The 1,121-nt window shown below is 66.6% G+C and carries 2 protein-coding genes; both read left to right on the top strand.

Going from position 1 to position 1,121, the window contains the following annotated elements; translation table 11 throughout:
- Positions 1-15: 15 nt before the first annotated feature.
- Positions 16-492, top strand: coding sequence for a hypothetical protein (locus EN749_RS36150; protein ID WP_128364999.1), 477 nt, complete (start codon positions 16-18; stop codon positions 490-492).
- A partial coding sequence (locus EN749_RS36145) for a hypothetical protein (protein WP_189367994.1) occupies positions 489-1,121 on the top strand: 633 nt, incomplete at its 3' end. The genes EN749_RS36150 and EN749_RS36145, both read left to right, overlap by 4 nt.

Here is a 1,121-nt window from a genome sequence, read left to right as displayed (position 1 = left end):
CCTATGGAGGACATCATGTCCGCGCATACGATTTTTGAATCTGCGCCGATCGGCGCCATCGTCGCCTGGTCCGACGGCACGCCGCGGCCGCCGGAACGGCATTGCAAAAAGCTCGCCGCCTGGAAGAACAGCAACAGCCAGGGGCGGCTCGTCCGCAAACAGGGTGGTGGCGACGCCGGCAAGCTTGGCTCCGGCGGAAGCTTCACTCTGCACGAGGCCGATTTCGGCGCCGGCGGCGTCATCGCCATCCGCGTCCACCGGACCTTCTCGCTCGGCTCCAGCCTTTGCTTCATCATCGTCGAGCGCCCTCCGGTTGGCTCGGTGCGCGTGTTCGACCGTGCTGGTGACCATGCCGAGCTGGTCCACCTCGCTCCCCATCGCGCCGCCGCCCAACATTGGCTGTCGCAGCACGGCTATCCCGAGGCCGTGCTCGAGGATGTCACGGCCGACGAGGCGGCGGGCGGTGTCGTCGACGGGAGGACCGCGGCATGACCCGGATCCCCGAAACCGCACCCCCTTCGATCGAAGCCCCGGATTCGTCCGGGGCCTTTTTCGGGCGCAACGCCGACGGCATGCTCGTCGCTCTCGTCGGTGAGCATGCTTTCGCGATGGTTCCCGCTCGCGACGGCCGGCACTATCTCGCTAGCGGTTGGCGGATTCGCGGGCCCATGTCGGAATGGATCCGGTTGGACTTCTACGGCCACTCCGGCGAGATTGCCGACGAACCAGCCTTCCGAGCGAAAGTGCTGGAACAGGCCCAACATCAGCGCGAGAAGCTGGCGCTCGACCGGCGCGAGGACCGGTCCCCGGCGCATACTCCATGGGGACCGTCACAGGGAGCAACCATCTACGCGGACGGTGTGACCTTCTATTCGACTGCCGGTCACGGCGGTTTCCATCTCTCCCCGGACCGAAACCGAGAAGTCCACCCTCTGCTCCGCGCCACTGACCGCTGGTACGAAGAGGACGAATGCTGGGCGATCGTCGCCATCACCTTCCCGCACCTCTTCACCGCCTTCGAGCGCCGCTGCGCCGAGCGGACCATCAAGGACTCCTGGCCGGACGCGTGGGAAGCGATCTTCGGCACCACCCTTGCCCCGGGCGAGTCCCGTAGGAAGGAC

Source organism: Mesorhizobium sp. M7A.F.Ca.ET.027.02.1.1, assembly GCF_004022985.1.
Classification (GTDB): domain Bacteria; phylum Pseudomonadota; class Alphaproteobacteria; order Rhizobiales; family Rhizobiaceae; genus Mesorhizobium.
Note: the sequence above shows the minus strand (reverse complement) of the source record. Positions and strands in the feature narration are given on the sequence as shown.

Bases quoted from the DNA above. Each gene is read 5' to 3' on its own strand.
- EN749_RS36150 (WP_128364999.1), top strand. From the start codon at position 16: ATGTCCGCGCATACGATTTTTGAATCTGCGCCGATCGGCGCCATCGTC.